The 16,136-nt window shown below is 65.0% G+C and carries 16 protein-coding genes; 9 read left to right on the top strand and 7 right to left on the bottom strand.

The window, feature by feature from the left end; translation table 11 throughout:
- Positions 1–46: 46 nt before the first annotated feature.
- The 4 genes from TBD_RS14705 to TBD_RS01155 form a co-directional block, all read right to left on the bottom strand.
- On the bottom strand, positions 47–742 hold the full coding sequence (locus tag TBD_RS14705; RefSeq protein WP_148202990.1) for a hypothetical protein: 696 nt from the start codon (positions 740–742) through the stop codon (positions 47–49).
- Positions 743–790: 48 nt separating this feature from the next.
- Positions 791–1,348 (bottom strand): NUDIX domain-containing protein, encoded by a 558-nt coding sequence (locus TBD_RS01165; RefSeq protein ID WP_011310745.1) that lies wholly within the window; start codon positions 1,346–1,348, stop codon positions 791–793.
- A 281-nt stretch (positions 1,349–1,629) separates the two neighbouring features.
- On the bottom strand, positions 1,630–2,394 hold the full coding sequence (locus tag TBD_RS01160) for a LytR/AlgR family response regulator transcription factor (protein ID WP_011310744.1): 765 nt from the start codon (positions 2,392–2,394) through the stop codon (positions 1,630–1,632).
- The gene (locus tag TBD_RS01155; protein WP_011310743.1) at positions 2,321–3,397 is read right to left on the bottom strand and encodes a sensor histidine kinase; all 1,077 of its coding nucleotides are present in this window, start codon (positions 3,395–3,397) and stop codon (positions 2,321–2,323) included. The genes TBD_RS01160 and TBD_RS01155 overlap by 74 nt, the downstream gene beginning before the upstream one ends.
- Before the next feature lie 17 nt (positions 3,398–3,414).
- On the opposite strand from TBD_RS01155, the gene argH reads away from it, so the two are divergent.
- Entirely contained in the window at positions 3,415–4,806 is a 1,392-nt protein-coding gene (gene argH, locus TBD_RS01150; protein ID WP_011310742.1) for an argininosuccinate lyase, read from the top strand.
- Here argH and TBD_RS01145 read toward each other — a convergent pair.
- The gene (locus TBD_RS01145) at positions 4,803–5,381 is read right to left on the bottom strand and encodes a MarR family winged helix-turn-helix transcriptional regulator (protein ID WP_011310741.1); all 579 of its coding nucleotides are present in this window, start codon (positions 5,379–5,381) and stop codon (positions 4,803–4,805) included. The genes argH and TBD_RS01145 overlap by 4 nt on opposite strands.
- A gap of 6 nt (positions 5,382–5,387) precedes the next feature.
- A complete protein-coding gene (gene cyaY / locus TBD_RS01140; RefSeq protein WP_041432844.1) occupies positions 5,388–5,711 on the bottom strand; it encodes an iron donor protein CyaY in 324 nt (107 codons plus the stop codon).
- On the opposite strand from cyaY, the gene lptM reads away from it, so the two are divergent.
- The 5 genes from lptM to trxA all read left to right on the top strand — a co-directional run bounded on the left by lptM (position 5,647) and on the right by trxA (position 9,303).
- Positions 5,647–5,862, top strand: a complete 216-nt coding sequence (gene lptM / locus TBD_RS15265; protein WP_425314936.1) for an LPS translocon maturation chaperone LptM — start codon at positions 5,647–5,649, stop codon at positions 5,860–5,862. The genes cyaY and lptM overlap by 65 nt on opposite strands.
- A complete protein-coding gene (gene lysA, locus TBD_RS01135) occupies positions 5,859–7,103 on the top strand; it encodes a diaminopimelate decarboxylase (protein ID WP_011310739.1) in 1,245 nt (414 codons plus the stop codon). The genes lptM and lysA overlap by 4 nt, the downstream gene beginning before the upstream one ends.
- A gap of 300 nt (positions 7,104–7,403) precedes the next feature.
- Entirely contained in the window at positions 7,404–8,120 is a 717-nt protein-coding gene (locus TBD_RS14395) for a hypothetical protein (RefSeq protein ID WP_011310738.1), read from the top strand.
- A 359-nt stretch (positions 8,121–8,479) separates the two neighbouring features.
- Positions 8,480–8,746, top strand: coding sequence for a hypothetical protein (locus TBD_RS01125; protein ID WP_011310737.1), 267 nt, complete (start codon positions 8,480–8,482; stop codon positions 8,744–8,746).
- Between the two features lie 179 nt (positions 8,747–8,925).
- A complete protein-coding gene (gene trxA, locus TBD_RS01120) occupies positions 8,926–9,303 on the top strand; it encodes a thioredoxin (protein WP_011310736.1) in 378 nt (125 codons plus the stop codon).
- Here trxA and hda read toward each other — a convergent pair whose 3' ends face one another.
- Positions 9,304–9,957: a DnaA regulatory inactivator Hda gene (hda, locus tag TBD_RS01115; protein WP_011310735.1), complete on the bottom strand. Its 654-nt coding sequence runs from the start codon at positions 9,955–9,957 to the stop codon at positions 9,304–9,306.
- A gap of 113 nt (positions 9,958–10,070) precedes the next feature.
- On the opposite strand from hda, the gene nadA reads away from it, so the two are divergent.
- From nadA to TBD_RS01100, 3 genes are all read left to right on the top strand, one after another.
- Complete coding sequence (gene nadA / locus TBD_RS01110) at positions 10,071–11,159, top strand: quinolinate synthase NadA (protein WP_337998336.1); 1,089 nt, start codon at positions 10,071–10,073, stop codon at positions 11,157–11,159.
- A gap of 13 nt (positions 11,160–11,172) precedes the next feature.
- Positions 11,173–12,108: a DUF808 domain-containing protein gene (locus tag TBD_RS01105; RefSeq protein ID WP_011310733.1), complete on the top strand. Its 936-nt coding sequence runs from the start codon at positions 11,173–11,175 to the stop codon at positions 12,106–12,108.
- A 141-nt stretch (positions 12,109–12,249) separates the two neighbouring features.
- Entirely contained in the window at positions 12,250–16,029 is a 3,780-nt protein-coding gene (locus TBD_RS01100) for a DUF3683 domain-containing protein (protein WP_011310732.1), read from the top strand.
- Positions 16,030–16,136 lie beyond the last annotated feature (107 nt).

Here is a 16,136-nt window from a genome sequence, read left to right as displayed (position 1 = left end):
TTGTCAGCCCGCTTCTCCAGCGAACCGAACACGCATTTCGCTGGCGTTAAGGTCGTTGGCCGCCGGAATCTGAGGACTGTAGGGAACCTGCAAGTTCTTCTTGCGGGCGACCCAATGTGGTCGTGGGGCTACCCGTGGGACGCAACAAATTTTGAAACTTCGGATCGCTGTATACAGTGAACAAAAAACCCTGCATTGCAGGAACCAGAGCATGGGTGACATCTCGGCATGCTTGAACAGCCAGTACTCCGAGAGGAAAGCCGTGCTCATATTTGATGGTTACAGGCTCTTTACCTTCGACAAAAAATCGAGCCTCAAGCACCCATTTCCCCGTCCCAAATGAATTGAAATCCATCGAGACCAAGTGTCCAAGCAACGCAACTGGAGCTGTGTCAGCGTAAAGACCAGCCTCCGACAGCTCGGCACGCATGGACTCGGCTAGATAAACCTCGTGAGCAACCTTCCCCGGGAGATACACCGGAAAGCTCAAACGACAGAGCAAGGCGGTTTCACCCGGCGATGCCGAGCTAAATCCAGCGATTCGCAATTGCGGGATAACGTGCCCAAGTTCTTTTAGTAGCGAGACGTTTTGGCGCGAGGTGATGTACGAGTCTGTTGAGTACGTCCTGAATCCCGGAACGTAGATTCCCGGATTCGCCGTCCCGTGTGGATAGACGACAATGTCGCTTGCCAGCGCACTGCATGCCCACAGCAACGGCACTGCTAGAAGATATTTAGTCATAGAGAGAAGACCGCCAAGAAAGAAACGGGAAACCAACTAGAACGTGTTTTACCATCCCTGCTCCAGCATCTTCTCCAGCCAGAACAACCCGATCACGGTCTTGGTCTCGCAGATGCGACCGTCCCTCACCCACTGCATCGCTTCGGCGAAAGGCAGGCGGAACACTTCGAGGAATTCGTCGTGGTCACGGCCGTGGGTGCCGTCCCGCAGCCCTTCCGCCAGGTAGAACGCAAGGCGCTCATCCGAATAACCGATGCACGGGTAGATGGTCGTAACCTCGCGCCACTCGGACGCGGTGTAACCGGTTTCCTCTTCGAGTTCGCGTTTGGCGCAGGTGAGGTCGTCCTCGCCCGGGTCGATCTTGCCGGCGGGCAGCTCGATGAAGTCGCGGCGGAGCGGGTAACGAAATTGGCGTTCGAGCAGGAGGTCGCCATTGTCGAACACGGGGATCACGACGACGGCACCGGGGTGGACGATGTATTCGCGCGTCGATTCCTTGCCGTCGGGGAGCTGCACACGGTCGCGCTTGACGTGCATCAAGCGCCCCTTGAATACCGTTTCGCTGTCGAGTTCGCGCTCGACGAGGTCGGGGCTGTCGTTTTCCATGCAGCTTATGATACCCAGAGCGGGCAAAAAAAATCCGGGTTCTTGCGAACCCGGCTAGAGTGAGGACACACGTCCCTCATTGCGGAGAACTTCCTGCCTGCAGCCTGAACTGCAAGCACGCTCATCCTACGAGGGACGCAACTGACTGGCTATACAACTTTAGTTGTAGATGGACAACACGCCGTTGATTTAACTGGGTTTTTATTTTTCCCGTGGTGCTAAATCCGGCGGTACGGACGCGGGTCGTCGATCTCGCCCGCAACCCCCACGAGGCAGCGCGCTCAGAAAGCTCGGAGCGTTTCGCGCAGCGCCGTGTACTGGCGACGGCTGACGGTGAGCCGCTCGTCTAGCCCGTCGAGCCGCAGGAAGTGGCCCTCGTCTTCGCCCGGTGATTTGCCGACCTCGCGGACGCGGTCGCGCGCGACGAGGCAGTTGCGATGGATACGCAGAAAACGCTCGCCGAACTCGGCTTCGAGCTGGGTCAGCGATTCTTCGATCAGGAACTCGCGGGCGGCCGTGCGCACGGTGACGTACTTGAGCTCGGCCTTGAGGTAAAGGATGTCCGCGACCGGAATCAGCACGATGCGGCCTTTTTCGTTCAGCGACAGGTGGGTGCGCGCCTTGGGGTGCGCCTCGCGCAACTGATCGAGAGTCTTCGCGCTCAGGCGATGCGCGCGCGACAGTGCGCGAACGAGGCGCTCGGCCCGTACCGGCTTCAGCAGATAGTCGACGGCATTGAGGTCGAAGGCCTGGCAGGCGTAGGCGTCATAGGCCGTGCTGAAGATGATCGCGGGGGGCGCGGCGAGCCGGTTCAGATGCGCGGCGCACTCGAGGCCGTCCATGACCGGCATGCGGATATCGAGCAGCACGGCGTCGACCGCGGTCTGCTGCGCCAGCGCCAACGCCGCGAGACCGTTCTCGGCCTCGCCGACGACCTCGACCGGCAGACGCCCGGCGCAGTCGGCCAGGACGTCACCGAGCCGCGCGCGTGCCGGCGCCTCGTCGTCGACGATGAGGACGCGAAGTGGCGGGTTGGGTCCGTTCACGGGTATAGGGGATGACGATGTGTACCTGATAAACGGAGCCGAGCGGCTTCAACTTGAGTTGGGCATCGAGGTCGAAGTGCAGCAGCAGGCGCTCGCGGATGTTGGCGAGCGCGATGCGATTGCCGCGGTGATGGCTACCGTCGGAGGCGATCGGGTTGCGCACGACGACGTGGACCTTGTCGGCGCTGCGGTAAAGATTGAGGCTGATTTCGCCGCCGTCGGCGAGCGGCTCGATGCCGTGATACACCGCGTTCTCGACCAGGGGCTGGATGACCAGCGGCGGAATCAGTGCGTCCGCCGGCATCTTCCCGGTGTGCCAGACCACGCGCAGGCGGTCGCCGAGGCGCAACTGTTCGAGTTCGAGATAGGCACGCGTGAGCGCGACCTCGTCCTCGAGCGGCGCGAGCTGGCGCGCGTTGCCCATCAAGGCGCGGAACAGGTCGGCCATGTTTTCGAGCGCATGCTCTGCGCGCCGCGGGTCCTTGCGGACGAGCGCGAGCACTGCATTGAGGCTGTTGAACAGGAAATGCGGGCGGATCCTCGCCTGCAGCGCCTGCAGCCGCGCCTCGGTGACTGCGGGCGACAGCGCGCGGGCGCGCAGGTTGAAATAGCCAAGCAGCCCCCCGCCGACCCCCAGCGCAAACACGAGGACACCGAGCGGCGAGACGGGTACCGACCCCGCGAGTATCGGTGCGAGCCACAGCGCGACCAGGAAAGGCACCGCGGCGCCGAGTCCGAGCGCCATCACGACGCCACGCCGATAGGGCTGGCTGCGCAGCCCGCGTCCGGCGCCACACAGCGCAAGCAGCGCAAGCAGCAGTGCCGGCTGGGCGAAGGCCGAGAGCGCGACGAATTCGGCGGCGAAGGCCGCGGCGTCGGCGGCCCGTGCTGCGACGCTCGCGGCCAGCGCCGCTTCGGCGGTCAGTGCGATCCGCAGGCTGACCCCGAGGCGGCAGAAGTTCGGCAGTTCGACCTCGCGGTTGTTATGATTCCTTCTTTTCACTGTGCGTTTCTGTCCCCATGAGCACGTCGTCGACGCCGCCGCAAGGCGCCTGGTCGGGCCGCTTTTCCGAGCCTGTTTCCGAAATCGTCAAACGCTACACGGCGTCGATTCCTTTTGATTATCGGCTCGCCGAGTTCGATATTCAGGGCTCGCTCGCGCACGCGGCGATGCTGCACCACGTCGGCGTCCTGAGCGCCGACGACCTCGCGGCGATCCGCGGCGGCATGGGCGAGCTGCTCGAAGAGATACGCGCCGGGCGCTTCGCCTGGTCGCTGGATAAGGAGGATGTGCACCTCAACATCGAGGCGGCGCTGACGGCGAAGATCGGCGACGCCGGCAAGCGCCTGCACACCGGACGCAGCCGCAACGATCAGGTCGCGACCGACATCCGGCTCTATCTGCGCGACGCGATCGACCGCATCCTCGCGGGCCTCAAGGCGTGCCAGACCTCGCTCGTCGACCTTGCCGAGGCGCACGCCGACACCGTAATGCCGGGCTTCACCCACCTGCAGGTCGCGCAGCCGGTGACCTTCGGCCACCATCTTCTCGCCTATTTCGAGATGCTCGCCCGCGACGCCGAGCGCATGGCCGACTGCCGACGGCGCGTCAACCGCCTCCCGCTCGGCGCCGCGGCGCTCGCGGGCACGAGCTACCCCATCGATCGCGCCTACGTCGCGCGCGAACTCGGCTTCGAGGCCGTGTGCGAGAACTCGCTCGACGCCGTCTCCGACCGCGACTTCGCGATCGAATTCGCGGCCGCGGCGGCGCTCGTGATGACGCATCTGTCGCGCCTCTCGGAAGAACTGATCCTGTGGATGAGCCCGCGCTTCGGCTTCATCGACCTTGCCGACCGCTTCTGCACCGGCTCGTCGATCATGCCGCAGAAGAAGAATCCTGACGTGCCCGAACTCGTGCGCGGCAAGACCGGGCGGGTCAACGGCCACCTCGTCGCGTTGCTGACCCTGATGAAGGGCCAGCCGCTCGCATACAACAAGGACAATCAGGAAGACAAGGAACCGCTATTCGATACGGTCGACACCCTGGCCGACACGCTTGCGATCTACGCCGACATGCTGCGCGGCGTGACGGTCAAGCCCGACGCGATGCACGCGGCCGTGATGCAAGGCTTCGCGACCGCCACCGACCTCGCCGACTACCTGGTCAAGAAAGGCCTGCCCTTCCGCGATGCGCACGAAGTCGTTGCGCGTGCCGTGCGCGTCGCCGACGAATCCGGGCGCGACCTGGCCGACTTGCCGCTCGACGAACTGCAGACGTTCAGCCCGATCATCGGCGACGACGTCTACGCACTATTGACCCTCGAAGGCTCGCTCGCCGCCCGCGACCATTTCGGCGGCACCGCGCCCGCGCAGGTCCGCGCAGCGGTCGCGCGCGCCCGCGGGCGACTTTAATCGGCTGGCGGCGGCGCGTGCTCGCGGCAGATCCGCCGCACCTCGGGGCTGCCGAGTTTTTCCTGCATCAGTTCGCAAAAATAGCTGCGCGGCCCGAGCCGCCGGTTGTAGCGGCAGCTTCCGCATAGACCGAAGGTGCGCTTGCCGCTCTGCGCCTGCACCTGCGACAGCACCTGACGCAGCACGACCATCGCCGAGCTGACGCGCGCGGGGCTTGCGGTCTGGACGATGTCGCGCCAGGCGCTCCCGGCACTGAGCGTCTTCAGCAGGGTCGTGCCGCCCTCGGTCAGGATCAGGCGGACCACGCGGCCGTCGCGGGGATCGGCGTAACGGGAGATGAGCCGGCGCCGAGCGAGTACCAGAAGGGTTTGCGACACAGTGCCCTTGGTCAGGCCGAGATACTCGGTGAGCGCTTGCGGCGTGTTGCTGAAACGGTTGGCCTGATTCAGATAGAACAACACCTGCAGGTGCACGGGCTGCAGCCCCTGTGCCGCCCCGGCCTGCCGGAGATCGGCACGGGTCAGCAGCGAGAGCCGCTCGACCAGATCGAACAGGGTGAGCGCCTGGCTTTTCAAGGCGCCTCAGAAGCGGATCGTGGTCCCGCCTTGAGCGGCTACGAGCGCGGCCAGCTTGTCGTAAAGCGGCTCGCCACTCTTGGTGTCGATCCAGTCGCCGGCCTGCCGCTTGAAATGAAAACCGCCCGAGCGCGCGGCGACCCAGATCTCACGTGCCACGCCGTGACGGTTGATGATGATCTTGCTGCCGTCGTCGAATTCGACTTCGACGATCCCGTCGGCAGGCGTTTCGAAATCGAGATCGGCATCCTCGAGGGCGCGCTCGATGCGCGCCAGCGTCGCCGCCGCGGCGTGGTTGAACTCGGCTTCGTTCGATTCAATTTCCGTCATGATGCCCCGTGCTACCATCTCGCGCATGAAGCTGCGCACCTTATATATAGTGTCCCTGTTGCTCTGCGGGCTCGGTCTGTCGGCCTGCGGCTCCAAGGGTGACCTGTATCTTCCCGAAAATCCTCCCGCCCCGCAACGGACTTCACCTTGAACGCTCCCCATCGCATCGACGGCCGCCTCCATCTCGAGGGCGTGGCCCTGGACACGCTCGCCGAGCGCTGCGGAACCCCCCTCTACGTCTACTCGCGTGCCGCCCTCGAAGCCGCGTACCGCGCCTATGAAGAAGCGTTCGCCGCGACGCCGCATCTGATCTGTTACGCAGTCAAGGCCAACTCGAGCCTGGCCCTCCTGAACCTGTTCGCCCGGATGGGCGCCGGTTTCGACATCGTCTCCGGCGGCGAGCTCGCCCGCGTACTCTCGGCGCAGGGCGATCCGCGAAAAGTCGTGTTCTCGGGCGTCGGCAAACGCGTGGACGAGATGCGCGCCGCGCTCGAGGCGGGCATTCTCTGCTTCAACGTCGAATCGACGAGCGAGCTGCACCGGCTGAACCGCGTGGCGGGAGAGCTCGGCAAGGTCGCGCCGGTCTCCTTCCGCGTCAATCCGGACGTCGACCCGAAGACCCATCCCTATATCTCGACGGGGCTCAAGGAGAACAAGTTCGGCGTCCCGATCGCGGAGGCCCCGGCGCTCTATCGCACGGCAGCCGCACTTCCGCACATCAGGGTGACCGGCATCGACTGCCACATCGGCTCGCAGCTGCTCGACCTGTCCCCGCTTGCCGACGCAGCGGACCGCGTGTTCGCACTCGTCGACGCGCTCGCGGCCGAAGGCATTGCGCTCGAACACATCGACCTCGGCGGCGGCGTCGGAATCTCCTATCGCGGAGAAACCGCGCCCGACCTCGCCGGCTACGGCCGCGTTCTCGCCGAACGCTTTGCCGGCCGGCGAGAAACGCTGATCGTCGAGCCCGGCCGCTCGCTCGTCGGCAACGCCGGCCTTCTGCTCGCGCGTGTCGAATACCTGAAGCTGGGCGCAGACAAGAACTTCGCGATCGTCGACGCCGCAATGAACGACCTCATGCGGCCCGCACTGTACGAGGCTTATCACGAGATCGTCGAGGTGATCGCGCGCCCGCTGCCCAAGCGGCGCTACGACGTCGTCGGCCCGATCTGCGAGACCGGCGATTTCCTGGGATCCGCACGCGAGCTTTCGCTCGACGAGGGCGACCTCGTCGCGCTGCTTTCGTCGGGCGCATACGGCATGAGCATGTCGTCGAACTACAATTCGCGCCCCCGCGCGGCGGAAATTCTCGTCGACAAGAAAGAAATTCATCTGATTCGCGAGCGCGAAACGCAGGAAGGCCTGATGGCCGGAGAGCGGCTTCTGGACTGAGCTTCCGCGGCATGGACGACAACGTCCGGCGCCGCAATTTCGTATCGACCCGATACTGTTTGCTTGACCGCTACAGCGACCGGCCGATTATTTCGGCCGGGTCTTGACTATCCGTTGAACCACTTGCAAAAGTAACTAGAATGAGGCTCACCAAGCGGAGCCTCGGTATCGCCCGTCTCTCGCGGGTTTCGGGCAGGTTGGTTGCCTGTCGGTACCACGCTTTGGAAGTGCAAATTCTGACTGCACGTGGCATCAAGCTGTAGTGGTAACTGAATGTGTTCAACTTCTAAGGAGTGTTAGATGGCAACAGCCAAGAAACCCGCCGCCAAACCCGCGGCAAAGAAGGCGACAGCGAAGTCTGCCGCTAAGCCCGCAACCAAGAAGGCAGCCGCGAAGCCCGTAGCCAAGAAAGCTGCACCGGCTAAAAAGGCAGCACCGGCCAAAAAAACCGCAGCGGCCAAAAAGCCCGTAGCCAAGAAAGCTGCACCGGCTAAAAAGGCAGCACCGGCCAAAAAAACCGCAGCGGCCAAAAAGCCCGTAGCCAAGAAAGCCGCACCGGCCAGAAAAACCGCAGCGGCCAAAAAGCCCGTAGCCAAGAAAGCCGCACCGGCTAAAAAGGCAGCACCGGCCAGAAAAACCGCAGCGGCCAAAAAGCCCGTAGCCAAGAAAGCTGCACCGGCCAAAAAGGCAGCACCGGCCAGAAAAACCGCAGCGGCCAAAAAGCCCGTAGCCAAGAAAGCTGCACCGGCTAAAAAGGCAGCACCGGCCAAAAAAACCGCAGCGGCCAAAAAGCCCGTAGCCAAGAAAGCTGCACCGGCCAAAAAAGCGGCACCGGCAAAGAAAGCGCCCGCCAAACCCGCTGCCAAGAAGCCAGCCGCGAAGCCGGTCGCCAAAAAAGCACCGGCGGCGAAGAAGCCTGTTGCGAAGAAGGCGGTTCCCGCCAAGCCCGCACAGGCCCCTGCGCCCGCGCCTGCTCCCGCACCGGCGGTACCGGTCATCAAGCCGTTCGGGCTTTAAACAGGTCGGGCACTGCCCAATCTGAAACGGGGGCGCGTCCCCCGTTTTTTATTGCCCGCACCCAAGGCCCGCGTTCGGCCTCGTGCCACAAACCGCCTCGCCTGTATCGCCTATCCACCCCACTCACGCATACGCCGCTCCAGCTCTAAGGTCCGTTGCTCGGCGACTTCCCGCGCCGCGCATTCCGGATTGACGACTTTGCTGCCGGCTCTGACGAAGCCTCATCACGCGAGCGCCTGCCTTGGTCAACATCGGCTTTTCCACCACCTGATTTGAATGGCTTTTCGGGCAGGCCGGCGCCAGGCGCGCTTGGCACGGACTCTGCTGGTATCCGTACAAAACAATGAGGAGAGCTTGAGATGATCGAACTGGAACCCGGCAGCGTCCTGGACATCACCTTGCAAGAGGATGCCCAAGGCCGTGACTGCATCGTGCTGTCACTTCAGCGGCATGAATGCACGCTCAACCTGAGCCCTCATCAGGCGCGCGTGCTGGCCACCGAACTCATCATGGCGGTGAACCGGGCCGAAGTGCGGAGCAATCTCAGGCAGAGCCACAACATGGCGCGCCACGAACGGCCTGCGGCAGCGAAGCCGGGCCCTTTCGATCAGGTGTTCGCCAAATGATTTCAGGCCAGCCGGCTTCGGCTGGACCTAGGGTAGGGCCGCAGGGTCGCCCTACCCGATAATCCGCCTCCGATTGTCGGAGGCCCGCCATCCGTGATAGGGTGGCACTCGGCGCGAGGTTTCGTCCTCGCGCTTTTTATTTGCCGTCCCGGCATCGTCAAAATTCTGCAGGAATCCCCATGGCTGTCATCGAACTCACCAAGGACAACTTCGAAACCACGATCAACGGCAACGACGTCGTGATCGTCGACTTCTGGGCGCCGTGGTGCGGCCCGTGTCGCGGCTTTGCGCCGATTTTCGAAGCAGCGTCGGAAAAGCACCCCAACATCGTCTTCGCCAAGGTCAACACCGAGGTCGAGCAGGATCTCGCCGGGTACTTCCAGATCCGCTCGATCCCCACGCTGATGGTGTTTCGCGAGCAGGTCATCCTCTACTCTGAAGCCGGATCGCTGCCGGCGAACGCGCTCGATTCCCTGATCGAACAGGTGATGGGGCTGGACATGGCACAGGTCCACAAGGACATCGCCGACCAGCAGTCCCAGCAGGGCGAAGCCTGATCAGGACCGCGGGACTGCGGCAAGCAGTTGCCGCAGCAGCGGCAGCGTGATCGCTCGACGCGTTTCGAGGCTGAGGCGATCCAGCGCCTCGAGGACGCGTAGCAGGCTTTGCATATCGCGCGAGGTGTGGTTCAGCAAGTAATCCGCGACCTGCGTATCGAGACGGAAACCGAGCGTCTCGGCATGGTGGACGAGTGCGGCGCGCTTCTCCGCGTCGTCGAGGCCGTGGATCTGAAACACAAGCCCCCAGCCGAGGCGCGTGCGCAGTTCCGGCGTAACCGGCAGTTCGGCCGGCGGGACGGATCCTGCCGCGAGCCATAGCCCCCCGGCCTCGCGCACCCGGTTGAAGGTCGCGAACCCAGTGTGCTGGCGGTCGGCGTCCCAGGATTCGAGCTGATCGGCGACGACGGCCTGCGCCGGCTGCTGCGCGCCGTAGTCGACCGTGAGGCCGCGCGCCTCGCAGGCGCGCGCCCACGCCGCTAACAGGTACGTCTTGCCAGTGCCGGGCGCCCCCCAGACGTAGACCGAACGCTCGACAGCGGCGCCCTCGATCATCGCCGCGAGTTGGTTCATCAACTCGGCATTCCGCCCGACGACGAAGTGGCCGAGGTCGGGACGCGCGGGCGGACGGACATCGAGGAGAAGCTGCTGCATGGGGCCGAAGGATAAGGCAAAAGCGGCGGCTGCAAAAACCGCGACGCCGCAACGTGAAGGCGTCGGCGACGCAAGGCTATACTTGCGATTCTTCGTTTGTCGAACGCCAGGCCGTGCCCGTGACTCCCGCCTTTCCTGTTCCGGTGAAACCCGTCATTCAAGCCCCGCCCATGGTGGAGGAAGTGCTAGACGCCGAAGAGCGCGCCTCGCTCAAGACCCGCATCAAGACGCTGATGAAGGAGCAGGATGCGGTGCTCGTCGCCCACTACTACACCTCGGCCGACCTCCAGGATCTGGCCGAGGAAACCGGCGGCTGCGTCTCCGATTCGCTCGAGATGGCGCGCTTCGGCCACGCCCACCCGGCGCGCACGCTGACCGTCGCGGGCGTGAAATTCATGGGCGAGACGGCGAAGATCCTCAACCCCGAGAAGCGCGTCCTGATGCCCGATCTCGGCGCCGAATGCTCGCTCGACCTCGCCTGTCCGGCCGACGAATTCACGGCCTTCTGCGACGCCCACCCCGATCGTCTCTCGGTCGTCTACGCCAACACCAGCGCCGAAGTCAAAGCGCGTGCCGACTGGGTCGTGACCTCTGGTATCGCGGTCAAGATCGTGAAATACCTGCACCAGCAGGGCCACAAACTCTTGTGGGCGCCCGACCGCCACCTCGGCGAATACGTGCGTCGCGTCAGCGGCGCGGACATGATCCTGTGGCAGGGCTCATGCGTCGTGCACGAGGCCTTCAAAGCCGAGGCCCTCAAATCGCTGCACGCGGCGCACCCGGCGGCCGCGGTACTCGTGCATCCGGAGTCGCCCGAGTCGGTGATCGCGCTGGCCGACATCGTCGGCTCGACCACGCAGTTGATCGAAGCGGTGCGCACGCTACCCAACCCCGAATTCATCGTCGCGACCGACAACGGCATCTTTCACAAGATGCACGCGGCCGCGCCCGGAAAGACGCTGATCGAGGCGCCCACGGCCGGCGAAGGCGCGACCTGCGTCTCGTGCGCGCACTGCCCGTGGATGGCGATGAACGGCCTGCGAAAACTCGCCGCCGTGCTCGAATCCGCGGCAGTCGGCAAGCGCAGCGCCAACGAGATCCACGTCGAAGAATCGGTCGGCCAGCGCGCGCGGCGCTCGATCCAGAAAATGCTGGACTTCGCCGCGGCCGAAAAAGCCGGCCGCATCCAGCTCGGCGACTGAGCATAGACAGCGTATGGCCGGAACCAGCCTTCTCGCCCTGCTCGACGACATCACCACCGTCCTCGACGACGTGTCGGTACTGACCAAGGTCGCCGCCAAGAAGACCTCGGGCGTGCTCGGCGACGACCTCGCACTCAACGCGCAGCAGGTCGCGGGCCTCAAGGCCGAACGCGAACTGCCGGTGGTATGGGCCGTGGCCAAGGGCTCTTTCCGCAACAAGCTGATCCTCGTCCCGGCCGCACTCGCGATCAGCGCGCTTGCGCCCTGGGCGATCACCCCGCTGCTGATGCTCGGCGGCGCCTTCCTTTGCTACGAGGGTTTCGAGAAACTCGCGCACAAGTTTCTCCATAGCCGAAGTGAAGACGCGGCCCACCATGCCGAACTCACGCAGGCGCTCGCCGACCCGGCGGTCGACCTCGTGGCGCTCGAGCGCGACAAGATCAAGGGCGCGATCCGCACCGACTTCATCCTCTCGGCCGAGATCATCGTCATCACGCTGGGCACCGTCGCCGCGGCGGCGTTCGGCACCCGCGTCGCCGTGCTCGCCGGCATCGCGCTGCTGATGACCGTCGGCGTCTACGGTCTGGTGGCCGGCATCGTCAAGCTCGACGACGCCGGCCTCCACCTGAGCCAAAAAACGGGCGGCCTTCAGCGAGCGCTCGGGCGCGGCATTCTGCGCGCGGCCCCCTACCTGATGAAAACGCTCGCCATCGTCGGAACGGCCGCGATGTTCCTGGTCGGCGGCGGCATCCTCGTGCATGGCATTCCGGCCGCGCACCATGGCGTCGAGGCGCTCGCCCATCAGGCTTCGGCGCTGCCCGGGATCGGCGGGGCGCTGGGCGTCCTCGCTCCCCTCGTCATCGACGCACTGGTCGGGATCCTCGCGGGGGCCCTGATTCTCGGCGTCGTGACGATCGTGCGCCGCCTCAGGCGCCGGTCGGCCGCCTGAGCGTTCACGCGGCGAAAATTCGCGCCCGCATTCGACGAAGCGAAGTCCCACCCTGCGTCCGACAGGGTTTCTGACGCCGCGTGCAGGCCGACGGGGCCGTCGATATCCCGTAAAATACCGGTTTTGCAGCACCGCCCCGCCATGAATTCCCGCCTCCGCGAAATCCCGTACAACTACACCTCGTTTTCCGACCGCGAGATCGTCATCCGCCTGCTCGGCGCCGACGCGTGGAACGGGCTGAACACGCTGCGCAGCGAGCGCCGGACCGGACGCTCGGCACGCATGCTGTTCGAGGTGCTCGGCGACATCTGGGTCGTGCGGCGCAATCCCTATCTCGAAGACGACCTGCTCGCCAATCCGAAACGCCGGCAGATGCTGATCGACGCGCTGCGGCACCGGCTGCACGAGATCGAGCTGCGGCGTCATGGCAACGAACTGGTCGGCCAACTGCTCGCGGCTGCCGAACGCGCGGTGCGGGAATTCGCCGAGTGGTTCGACGACACGGCCGACCTGCGCGCCCGCACGCTGCGCCGCCTTGTCGGCGTGACGCGCCGCGACAATATTTCCTTCGACGGTCTCGCGCGCGTCTCGCACGTCACCGACGCGACCGACTGGCGCGTGGAATACCCCTTCGTCGTACTCACCCCCGACACCGAGGCCGAAATCGCCGGCATCGTCGCCGGGCTGATCGAGCTCGGGCTGACCGTGATCCCGCGCGGCGGCGGCACGGGCTATACCGGGGGCGCGGTGCCGCTCACGGACAAGGCCGCGGTCGTCAACACCGAAAAGCTCGAAGTGATGAGCGGCGTCGAGATGCAGCATCTGCCCGGCTGCGAATTCGGCGTGCCGACGATCCTTTGCGGCGCGGGCGTCGTGACCAAGCGCGTGATGGAAGCCGCCGACGCGGCTGGCCTCGTGTTTGCCGTCGATCCGACCTCGGCCGACGCGTCGACCATCGGCGGCAACGTGTCGATGAACGCGGGCGGCAAGAAAGCCGTGCTGTGGGGCACGGCGCTCGACAACCTGGTGTCCTGGCGCATGGTCACGCCCGAGGCGGACTGGCTCGAAGTGACACGGCTCAACCATAACCGCGGCAAGATCCACGACGCCCCGGCGGCGACCTTCGAGGTCCGCCGCTATGCGGCCGACGGGGCGACGCCCAAGGGCTCGCCCGAAATCCTCACGATTCCCGGCAGCCGCTTCCGCAAGGCGGGGCTCGGCAAGGACGTCACCGACAAGTTCCTCGCCGGACTGCCCGGCATCCAGAAGGAAGGCTGTGACGGGCTCATCACCTCGGCGCGCTTCATCCTGCACAAGATGCCGGCGCACACCCGGACGCTCTGCCTGGAATTCTTTGCCAACGCGCGCGAGGCGACGCCCGCGATCGTCGAAATCAAGGATTACTGCGACGCCCATCCCGACGTCCTGCTCGCCGGCCTCGAGCACCTCGATGCCCGCTACCTCAAGGCCGTCGGCTATGCGACCAAGTCGCCGCGCGCCGCGCGGCCGAACATGGTGCTGCTGATCGACGTCGTCTCCGACGACGAAACCGCCGTCGGCGAAGCGGCGTCGCGGATCGTGCGAATCGCCAATGCGCGCGGCGGCGAAGGCTTCATCGCCGTGTCGGCCGAGACGCGCAAAAAATTCTGGCTCGACCGCGCCCGCACCGCCGCGATCGCGGCGCACACCAACGCGTTCAAGATCAACGAGGATGTCGTCATCCCGCTGCCGCGGCTGGGCGACTACACCGACGGTATCGAGCGCATCAACATTGAGCTGTCGATCCGCAATAAGCTCGCGCTGATCGACGCCCTCGCCGAATTCTTCGCCGCCCCGCTCCCCCTGCATGAGGACGAAGACACGGTCGCCGACCCGGTACAGACAGCCGAAAAGCAGCGCCAGGCACAGGCACTGCTCGCCGCCGTCCGCGAGCGCTGGGCGGGCTACCTCGCCGATCTCGACGCGCCCTACGAGGCCGGCACCGTGTTCACCGCGCTGCGCGACAAGGAAGTTCGCGTGTCGTGGAAACGCGAAGTGCGGCGCGAATTGCACCAGCTCTTCATCGGCCGCGAATACACGCCGGTGCTGCAAACCTGCGACAGCATCCACAAGGACATATTGAAGAGCCGCGTTTTCGTCGCGCTGCACATGCACGCCGGCGACGGCAACGTGCACACCAACATCCCGGTCAACTCCGACGATTACGCGATGCTCGCGACCGCCAACGCAGCAGTGGCCCGCATCATGGCGCTCGCGACCGAACTCGGCGGCGTGATCTCGGGCGAGCACGGCATCGGCCTCACCAAGCTCGAGTTCCTCGACGACGCGACGATCGCGACCTTCGTCGACTACAAGAACAAGGTCGATCCGGCCGGCCGCTTCAACAAGGGCAAGCTCATGCCCGGGGCGGACCTGCGCAACGCCTACACGCCCTCGTTCAACCTGCTCGAGGCCGAATCGATCATCCTCGAGGCCTCGGAGACCGGCGCGATCGCCGATTCGATCAAGGACTGCCTGCGCTGCGGCAAGTGCAAGCCGGTCTGCAACACCCACATTCCGCGCGCCAACCTGCTTTATTCGCCGCGCAACAAGATCCTCGCCACCTCGCTCCTGATCGAGGCCTTCCTCTACGAGGAGCAGACTCGGCGCGGCGTTTCGCTGAAGCACTTCGACGAGTTCGGCGACGTCGCCGACCACTGCACGATCTGCCACAAGTGCAAGTACCCCTGCCCGGTCGACATCGACTTCGGCGACGTCTCGATCGCGATGCGCAACCTGCTGCGCCGCCAGGGCAAGAAGAAATTCAACCCCGGCACCTGGGCGTCGATGGCCTTCCTCAACGCGACCGACCCGGCGACGATCAAGGCGCTCAGAAAGCCGCTGATCGAGTGGGGCTACAGCAGCCAGCGCGTCGGCCACAAGCTGTTCAAGCGCATGGGACTGATCCAGGGCCAGACCCGCCATCCGCCGGCGACCACCGGTCGCTCCCAGGCGGTTGCGCAGGTCATCCATCTCGTCAACAAGCCGATGCCGGGCGGCCTGCCGAAGAAGACCTCGCGCGCGCTGCTGGGACTCGAGGACCCCTCGATCGTCCCCGTCCTGCGCAACCCGGCCAAGCTCTCCGACGAGTCCGACGCAGTCTTCTACTTCCCGGGATGCGGCTCCGAGCGCCTCTTCTCGCAAGTCGGGCTCGCGACGCAGGCGATGCTGTTCGAGCTCGGCGCGCAGACCGTGCTGCCGCCCGGTTACCTCTGCTGCGGCTACCCGCAGATCGCGGGCGGCCAGTCAGACAAGGGCGACGCGATCACCGCGCAGAACCGCGTGCTGTTCCACCGCGTCGCCAATACGCTCAATTACCTCGACATCAAGACCGTGCTCGTGTCCTGCGGCACCTGCATGGATCAGCTGCTGAAATACGAATTCGAGAAAATCTTCCCCGGCTGCCGCCTGCTCGACATCCACGAATACCTGATGGAAAAAGGCGTGAAGCTCGAAGGCGTCGCCGGCGAGAAATATCTCTACCACGACCCCTGCCATACGCCGATGAAGACCCACGCGCCGATGAAAGTCGCCAACGCGCTGCTCGGCGACGGCGTCGTCTTGTCCGACCGCTGCTGCGGCGAGTCCGGCACGCTCGCCGTCAGCCGCCCCGACATCTCGACCCAGATCCGCTTCCGCAAGGAAGAGGAAATCCGCGCCGGGGTCGCGGCGATCAAAGCGGGCCAGCGCACCACGACGCCGGTAAAACTTCTCACCAGCTGCCCGTCGTGCCTGCAGGGATTGTCGCGCTACACCGAAGACGCCGACGTCGAACCCGACTACATCGTGATCGAACTCGCGAAGAGGCTGCTCGGCGAGAACTGGATGACGAACTACCTCGCCCGCGTCGGCAACGGCGGGATCGAGCGGGTGCTGCTGTAAGCTTCTACGCGGCTGATCGAGTGTTATCGCGGCGCCCGAGAGTCGGCGATGCTGCTGGCCGCCTGGCGCTGGTCGGTGGCGGGCACGCCGGCGATACTCCTAAGGCT

Origin of the sequence: Thiobacillus denitrificans ATCC 25259 (assembly GCF_000012745.1) — a bacterium.
In the GTDB taxonomy this organism is placed as follows: Bacteria; Pseudomonadota; Gammaproteobacteria; order Burkholderiales; family Thiobacillaceae; genus Thiobacillus; species Thiobacillus denitrificans_B.
This window is presented reverse-complemented; position numbering and strand designations above follow the sequence as displayed.

Bases quoted from the DNA above. Each gene is read 5' to 3' on its own strand.
- TBD_RS01165 (WP_011310745.1), bottom strand. From the start codon at position 1,348: ATGGAAAACGACAGCCCCGACCTCGTCGAGCGCGAACTCGACAGCGAA.
- TBD_RS01105 (WP_011310733.1), top strand. From the start codon at position 11,173: ATGGCCGGAACCAGCCTTCTCGCCCTGCTCGACGACATCACCACCGTC.
- argH (WP_011310742.1), top strand. From the start codon at position 3,415: ATGAGCACGTCGTCGACGCCGCCGCAAGGCGCCTGGTCGGGCCGCTTT.
- cyaY (WP_041432844.1), bottom strand. From the start codon at position 5,711: ATGACGGAAATTGAATCGAACGAAGCCGAGTTCAACCACGCCGCGGCG.
- TBD_RS01100 (WP_011310732.1), top strand. From the start codon at position 12,250: ATGAATTCCCGCCTCCGCGAAATCCCGTACAACTACACCTCGTTTTCC.
- trxA (WP_011310736.1), top strand. From the start codon at position 8,926: ATGGCTGTCATCGAACTCACCAAGGACAACTTCGAAACCACGATCAAC.
- TBD_RS14395 (WP_011310738.1), top strand. From the start codon at position 7,404: ATGGCAACAGCCAAGAAACCCGCCGCCAAACCCGCGGCAAAGAAGGCG.
- TBD_RS14705 (WP_148202990.1), bottom strand. From the start codon at position 742: ATGACTAAATATCTTCTAGCAGTGCCGTTGCTGTGGGCATGCAGTGCG.
- hda (WP_011310735.1), bottom strand. From the start codon at position 9,957: ATGCAGCAGCTTCTCCTCGATGTCCGTCCGCCCGCGCGTCCCGACCTC.
- lptM (WP_425314936.1), top strand. From the start codon at position 5,647: ATGCGCGCCAGCGTCGCCGCCGCGGCGTGGTTGAACTCGGCTTCGTTC.
- TBD_RS01125 (WP_011310737.1), top strand. From the start codon at position 8,480: ATGATCGAACTGGAACCCGGCAGCGTCCTGGACATCACCTTGCAAGAG.